The 6,583-nt window shown below is 69.5% G+C and carries 8 protein-coding genes; all 8 read right to left on the reverse strand.

The genetic code is table 11. The features are described 5' to 3' along the window. Positions 1-175: 175 nt before the first annotated feature. Positions 176-715, reverse strand: coding sequence for a GNAT family N-acetyltransferase (locus I6U14_RS14925; protein ID WP_296900312.1), 540 nt, complete (start codon positions 713-715; stop codon positions 176-178). Then, positions 708-974 carry a hypothetical protein gene (locus I6U14_RS14930; protein ID WP_296900313.1) on the reverse strand — a complete coding sequence of 89 codons (267 nt, stop codon included), beginning with the start codon at positions 972-974 and terminating at the stop codon, positions 708-710. Before I6U14_RS14930 ends, I6U14_RS14925 begins: the two co-directional genes overlap by 8 nt. A 296-nt stretch (positions 975-1,270) precedes the next feature. Continuing rightward, a complete protein-coding gene (locus I6U14_RS14935) occupies positions 1,271-3,091 on the reverse strand; it encodes a V-type ATP synthase subunit A (RefSeq protein WP_296900314.1) in 1,821 nt (606 codons plus the stop codon). After that, on the reverse strand, positions 3,088-3,753 hold the full coding sequence (locus tag I6U14_RS14940) for a hypothetical protein (protein WP_296900315.1): 666 nt from the start codon (positions 3,751-3,753) through the stop codon (positions 3,088-3,090). The genes I6U14_RS14935 and I6U14_RS14940 overlap by 4 nt, the downstream gene beginning before the upstream one ends. After that, positions 3,750-4,067, reverse strand: a complete 318-nt coding sequence (locus tag I6U14_RS14945) for a V-type ATP synthase subunit F (RefSeq protein WP_296900316.1) — start codon at positions 4,065-4,067, stop codon at positions 3,750-3,752. The genes I6U14_RS14940 and I6U14_RS14945 overlap by 4 nt, the downstream gene beginning before the upstream one ends. Before the next feature lie 18 nt (positions 4,068-4,085). Next, complete coding sequence (locus I6U14_RS14950; protein ID WP_296900317.1) at positions 4,086-4,442, reverse strand: ATP synthase subunit C; 357 nt, start codon at positions 4,440-4,442, stop codon at positions 4,086-4,088. Then, positions 4,439-6,280 (reverse strand): V-type ATPase 116kDa subunit family protein, encoded by a 1,842-nt coding sequence (locus I6U14_RS14955; RefSeq protein ID WP_296900318.1) that lies wholly within the window; start codon positions 6,278-6,280, stop codon positions 4,439-4,441. Before I6U14_RS14955 ends, I6U14_RS14950 begins: the two co-directional genes overlap by 4 nt. Continuing rightward, positions 6,280-6,583, reverse strand: a 304-nt coding sequence (locus I6U14_RS14960) for a hypothetical protein (RefSeq protein WP_296900319.1), incomplete at its 5' end; no start/stop codon positions are given. The genes I6U14_RS14955 and I6U14_RS14960, both read right to left, overlap by 1 nt.

Raw genomic sequence — 6,583 nt, forward strand, 5'->3', positions numbered from 1 at the left:
GCACGCGGCAACGAGCGACGGCAGACTCCAGCCGCAGCGGTCTCGCCATCTGCCCACCTCCAGGACGCCTTGCCGCCACGAAGGGTAACGCCGCGTGCCCGGGTGTGCAATGTGAGACCTGACCCTAACCCTCTGACCCTCTGCTGACCCTCTGACCCTGACCCTCGTCCGACCCTCAGCCCAGCAGCGCGGCAATCTGCCGAGCGGCCAGGAACATCGGCAATGGCTCGGGGCGGTCGCCGAGCGCGCCTTGCAGCACTGTCAGCGGGCGAAAGCCGAGCTTGCGGTAGAAATCCACCGCCTCCGCCTTGGCATCGACGACGACACCGACGCAGCCGAATCGCTCGCGCAGCTCCAGCGCCAACTTGAGCGCAAACCTGAGCAGCAGCTTGCCGACGCCTTGCCCCTGCGCCCTCAGGTCCACCGCCAGACGCGACATGCGCAGGATCGGCAAGGGATAGGTGGGCAAGCGCTTGCAGGTCTGTTCAGAGACCGTCTCGCCTGCCAGCTCTCCCGGGCTCACCGTGACGAAACCGAGCAAGCGGTCGCCGACCAGGGCGATGTACGTCGTGCCGATGTGGTGCCGAAACTGGTTCTGTCCGGCGTAGCGCTGAAAGAACCGGTCGAGCTCGACATTGCCGCAGGAGAAGGCGGAACGGTCATCGGCCCGATCCAGCGGCCGGACGACGACCTCCCGAAGGTCGAGATCAGGCATCACCCCGCATCAGCTCGCGCAGCGCCTCGCTCGGGGGCGCTTGCGACTCGAGCTCGGCGACGATGTCGTCGAAGGATTGCCGGCTCAGGATCAGCCTAGCCGGCACCACAATGTCGTCCGGAATCTCCCGCAGCGCCGCGAGATGGTGCTGGAGCGCATCCTCGATGAGGCGGGCCTTGGTGATGCCGCGTTGCCGCACGAAGCTCTCGATCTGGCGTCGCGTCTCGTCCGAAATGTGCGCTGAGATCTGTGTCGCCATGATTGAATCACCGGTCTCTACAAATTTGTAGAAACCGACACTAACACAACGGACACGCCGCCGCAGCAGCCTCTGGGCGATCAGAGCGCTCGCGCCCCTCAAGCACCACGTACCGGGGTCCCACGCCGCTGGTGCCACGCACCCCCGGAGCGGTTCAACCACGCAGCGACGCTGCAGGATGGGCGCGAGATGGCAAGATGAAAATTCGCACAACGACGCGACGATGCGACGACGCAAAGGGGGCGGGCATGCGGCACCCGCTCCAACTGCAAACGTCCCACCTCGAGCTTCCCACTTCAAACTTGAACTTCCGCTGGTTCCTCCCGCAGCCGCCGCACCGTTGCGGTCAGCTCCCGGTCCAGCTCCGAGAACCGCTCCCAGTCGCCTTCGGGGATCTCCTCGCCCATGCGCATCAGCGCGCGGAAGATCGGCGCCTCGTTGATGCGCTCCGGCGGCACCCCCTCCTCCAGCAGCTTGTCGCCGGCGTCGATGAAGCTGCCGATGAGGCGCATCATCACCGCCTGGCGCTGGGGTGTGGCGTAGCGGTCGATCTCGGAGAACGCGGACTGGCGCAGGAAGGCCTGGTTGATGAGCTGGGCGCAGAGCAGGGTCAGGCGCTGGCGCGCCGGCATGGCGTCGCGGCCGATGATGCGGGCCATGCGCTCCAGGCGCGCCTCGTCTTCCAGCAGTGTCAGAAAGCGTCGGCGCAGGGTCTCCCAGCGGGTGCAGCCCTCGCTGTGCCACCAGCGCGCCAGGCCCTGGGCGCTGTCGCTGTAGGAGGTCAGCGGGTGGATGGCCGGGTAGAACCTGGCCTGCGCCCGGCGCACGTCCAGTGCCCACAGGCAGCCCACGTAACGGCGGGTATGGTTGGTCACAGGCTCCGAAAAATCCCCCGACGGCGGGCTTACGGCGCCCAGAACGCTGACGGAGCCCTTATCGCCGGCGAGCGTCTCGACCCGCGCCGCGCGCTCGTAGAAATCCGCGAGCCTGGAGGACAGGTAGGCCGGATAGCCCCCCTCCCCCGGCAGCTCGCCGAGGCGGCCTGAGACCTCCCGCAGCGCCTCTGCCCAGCGGCTGGTGGAGTCGGCCATCAGCGCCACGTCGAGACCTTGGTCGCGGAAGTACTCGGCAACGGTGATGCCGGTGTAGATGCTGGCCTCGCGGGCGGCAACGGGCATGTTGGAGGTGTTGGCGATGACCACGGTGCGGTCCAGCAGCGGGCGGCCGGTGCGCGGGTCTTCCAGCTCCAAGAACTCCGCCAGCAAGCCGGCAAGCTCGTTGCCGCGCTCGCCGCAGCCCACGTAGACGATGACGTCGGCATCACACCACTTGGCGATGGTCTCCAGCAGCACCGTCTTGCCGGTGCCGAAGCCGCCGGGGATGGACGCGGTGCCGCCGCGGGCGATGGGGAAGAGACAATCCAGGATGCGCTGGCCGGTCAGCATGGGCTCGTCCGTGGGCAGGCGCTTGGCCACGGGCCGCGGCAGGCGCACTGGCCAGCGGTGAGATAGGGCGACATCGTATTCGCCGCCGTCGTCGGTGCGCACTGTGCACACAGCCGCATCCTCGGCAGCCGTGCCGGCGTCCGCCAGCTCGACGATTTCGCCGGGGGCGGCATCCGGCGGCACCAAACAGCGCTGGCGCAGGCCCTGCTCGGTGGGCTCGGCGCCCTCTGGCCCGACCTCGCCGAGCACCGTGCCCGCTGCGACCCGATCGCCGACGGCCACCGTCGGTGCAAACCGAAAGCGCCCGGCGGGAGCCTCGCGCATGCCCGGGCGGACCCAGGCGGCGTCGGCAGCCATCTCGGTTTCGGGACAAGACTCGGCGGTCGCACCATCCACCCCGATGGGTCGCAGCAGCCCGTCGAAGATGTTGCCGAGGATGCCCGGACCTAAACGAATGGACAGGAGCCGCCCGCTGCCCTCGACGGGGTCCCCGGGCCGTAAACCCGAGGTGTCCTCATAGACTTGGACAGTGATCTCCTCCCTGGCCACACGAATGACCTCCCCCAGCAGCCTGTCCTCGCCGACGACCACGGCCTCCCGCAGCAGAAAGGCGCCCTCGGAGGCCGCACGCAGCACCGGGCCGCTGATCCAGGTGGTGATGGCACGGCTCATGACGGGGCCTCTTGCGCTGCAGCCCGGATGGGTGTGCGGGCGCCGCCTCTTGGCTGGTGCCGGCCCTTGGCGAGCGCCAGCAGTCGCGCCTCGATACGGGCACGGTCTCGCAGCAGGCCCTCGAGGCTCATGTCCAGCACCGCGCCGCCGGCGGCGACCACAAGCCCGGCTTCCAGATCGCCGTCCGCGCGCAGCGCCGGCGGGGAGATGCCGGCTTGCGCCAGCTGCGCCAACGCTGCTTCCCGCTCGGCCTGTGGCCAGCCGCCGGCGTGGCGGATGGTCCAACCGCGGCTGGGGAGCCGCTCGATGGCCTGCGCCAACGTCGTCTGCACCCAACGCCGACGCTGGTCCGGGTTGGACCAACGCTCTGCGAGCTGTGCCTGCAGCCGAGGCCAGGCGGCGGCGATGAGTCGCGCGTCAGCCTGCTCGCCGCGGCGGCGCTCGGCGGTGGCGCGCTCTGCGGCGGCAGCGCGCAGAATGCCCTCCGCGCGGCTGCGCTCGGCAACGATGCGCTGATGCAGCGCTGCGCGCTCGCGTTGGTAGGCGTCTCTGACCATGGTCCGGGCGCGCTCGTCGGCCTCGGCGAGCAGGCGGCTGCAGACCTTGTCGCGCTCGTCTTCCACGAGCTTCAGCAGGGCGCGCTCGCGCTCTTCGGTGTTCATTCGGCTAACCCCAGCTGTTTCTTCAAGATGGCGGTGAGGTCCGCTGGCTCGACGCGGCCGCGGGCGTCCGCCACTACCACACAGGGCGGGCGCTGACTGGCCGCCGCCTCCTCCCGCAGCGCCGGTGGCAGATGCATCGCCCATTCGGCCGTGAGCACGATCAGCCCTACATCGCCGCTCCGGCGCAATGCACGCAGCAGCCCCGGCAGCTCGGCGGCCCGCGGCGTGTGACATTCGGCACCGGCGAGGCGCCAGCCGGCAGCGCTGACGGCGTCACCGATGAAGACGCACCGGACGGCGGTCTCGTCTGCCATGGCGGTCGGTCCGCCCGCTCAGATCTTGTTCAGGATGAGCACCGAGACGATGAGCCCGTAGATCGCGATTCCCTCGGCGAGGCCCACCAGGATGATGACCCGGCCGAACAGCTCCGGCTTCTCGGTCAGCGCGCCCACCGAGGCCGCACCCACGGTGGCCACGGCATAAGCGGCGCCAAGCGCGCCGACGGTGGTCGCCAGTGCTGCGGCGACGAAGCCCCAACGCTGGACGCTCGGATCGATGATCCGCTCGGTGAGCTCCACTACCTCCGCCTGCGCGAAGGCCTGCGGCTGCCACAGCAACAGGCTCGCCAGCACCGCCACCAGCACGGCGGAGACGAATAGCGAGCCGGCGACGAGTACGGATTTGCTCATGACAGACCTCCTGTGACGACGGCGGGGGGCGCCGGCAGCGGGTTGAACACCCGCCCGGTGCCCTTGAGGAAACGGTTGAAGAACTCGAACAGCACGAGCCGCGTGGTCTGGATGGAGACCACGAGCCCCTCCAGCAGGATGACCACCAGATTGCCGAGGATCAGGATCAGCACGGCCGCCCACCAGGGAGCGGCGGCCGCCATGGTGACAATGGCCGCGGACAAGGCCGCATGGGCCAGCGCGAAGGCGCCGACGCGGGCGAAAGACAGGGTGTTGGTGAGCAGCTGCAGGCCACTCTCGGCGAGATGCCCCAGCGCGGCCAGCGCCCCCAGCAGCTTGTGCGCGAGCCAATAGGAGCCGGCGACGTACCAGGCGAGCCCCAGCAGCGCGATCCAACCCCCGATCCGACCCAGCCCGGCACCGGGGAGCGCGAGCATGCCCACCAGGCCGAGGTAGAGCACCAACATGCCGGCATCCACCGCGAGCCACCGGCGGATGCGTCCGGCAGCGAGCGCGCCGAAGCCGGCTAAGAGTTGACCCAGCGACAGCAACAGCACAGCGAACACCAGCGGCACCGCGAGCACGATCAGCGGGTGCTCCAGCGGATGCAGCCAGAGCGCCGGGATCACGTGCTCGACGCCGAACAGGCTGCCGAACAGAAAGCCGAAGAAGACCGCCGAGCCGCCGCAAAGCACCAAAAGCCGCGCCGCATCGAACCGGCGCATGAGCCAAAGCCCGAGCCCCACCAGCACCAGGCCCTGGCCGACGTCGCCGAACATGTAGCCGAACAGCAGCGGCACCACCACCGCCAGCAGGGGCGTCGGGTCGGCCTCATCGCCGCCGGGGACGCCGAGCGCCCGCGCGAAGAGCTCGAAGGGCCTGAGCCAGGCCGGGTTGTGCAGCACCTGGGGCGGACGCATGCCCTGCGGCGGTGGTGCGAATCTGAGCAGTGCACGGGTGCCAGCGCGCTCAAGGGCGTCGCTCAGCCGCACGCCCTCCAGGTCGTCGGTCCAGCCGGTGATCCACGCCAGATGCTCGCCCTGACGCTCCAGTGCGCCCACACGGCGGCTGAACCAGTCGAGCCAGATGGCCTCGCCCAGGCTCTCGTCCAAGGCGTACTCATCGAACAGACTGTCCAGCTCTGCGGTGAGGTGAACGATCCGTCGGGAGAGAAAGCTCCGGCGGGCGCGAATGCGCGCGAGCGCGGTGACGGCATCCCCTTTGAGCCAAGACGGGCGCACCACGATGCGCCCGTGCTGGGCCTTCACCTGCGCCTTACCGGCCTCGAGCCGGTCTGTCGGGCCCAGGATCATCCAGCAGTCCTCGTCCGTCCAGGGCACGCTGCGCGCAAGCATGGGCTCGGGCAGCGTGAGTGCTGTGCCGGCGGGCAGAATGGCGCAGAAGGTGCCGAGCACCGGACCAGAGCCGGTCACCAGCGAGAAGTCCAGAGCGCTGCCGCGCACCTTGCCGATGATCTGCTCCAGCCACTTGAGCCCGGTCTGCTCCTCTTCACAGGCCTGCAGCTGGTCGATGAGCGGGTCCGCCTCCTGCTGCCAAGCGGCAATGCGTCCCAAAGCGCGCGCCATCACCTTTACGGGCGCCGCCTGAAGCGGGCCGCGGCGCAGGCGACCGCGCTGCCAGTAGCGCTGGTAGCGCTGCGCCAAGCGTTGGTACTCGGCAAGGCCTGCGGCGATGTCTGCCAACGGCTGGTGTACGGCCTCCGGGTCGCGCAGCTCGACTTCCACGGCACCGGTGCGCGCCAGCTCCGCCAGCGTGCGCACGGCCTCACTGCGGGGGCAGAGGACCTCGAACCAACGTGTGGCGACGGGCCGCAGCATCAGGCGGCCTCCCCATGCGTCTTAACCGCCGGCACCGTCGGAAAGAGGGCACGATCCAGCAGGGCGCGGCGCAGGCGCTCCAAGTCCAGCGCCACCAGCGCCAAATAGGTGAAGGGTGCCGCCGGCGACAGCGCTAGGGCGTGGAAGCGAAAGCGCAGGCGCTCGCGCAGCTCCTGGCGGCGTGTCCAGGCACGTGCCGGGGGGCTCCCGCTAAAGGCACTCAAGTGTGCGCCCAACAACTGTGCCAGAGCATCCAAATCGGCACGCACGGCGGCGCCAGGGCGCGGCCAGCGTTGGCGCCAG

Source organism: Thiohalocapsa sp. (genome assembly GCF_019695415.1).
In the GTDB taxonomy this organism is placed as follows: domain Bacteria; phylum Pseudomonadota; class Gammaproteobacteria; order Chromatiales; family Chromatiaceae; genus Thiohalocapsa.

Excerpts from the sequence above, each read along its gene's own strand:
- I6U14_RS14945 (WP_296900316.1), bottom strand. The coding sequence starts at position 4,067 with ATGGCAGACGAGACCGCCGTCCGGTGCGTCTTCATCGGTGACGCCGTC.
- I6U14_RS14955 (WP_296900318.1), bottom strand. The coding sequence starts at position 6,280 with ATGCTGCGGCCCGTCGCCACACGTTGGTTCGAGGTCCTCTGCCCCCGC.
- I6U14_RS14930 (WP_296900313.1), bottom strand. The coding sequence starts at position 974 with ATGGCGACACAGATCTCAGCGCACATTTCGGACGAGACGCGACGCCAG.
- I6U14_RS14925 (WP_296900312.1), bottom strand. The coding sequence starts at position 715 with ATGCCTGATCTCGACCTTCGGGAGGTCGTCGTCCGGCCGCTGGATCGG.
- I6U14_RS14940 (WP_296900315.1), bottom strand. The coding sequence starts at position 3,753 with ATGAACACCGAAGAGCGCGAGCGCGCCCTGCTGAAGCTCGTGGAAGAC.
- I6U14_RS14950 (WP_296900317.1), bottom strand. The coding sequence starts at position 4,442 with ATGAGCAAATCCGTACTCGTCGCCGGCTCGCTATTCGTCTCCGCCGTG.
- I6U14_RS14935 (WP_296900314.1), bottom strand. The coding sequence starts at position 3,091 with ATGAGCCGTGCCATCACCACCTGGATCAGCGGCCCGGTGCTGCGTGCG.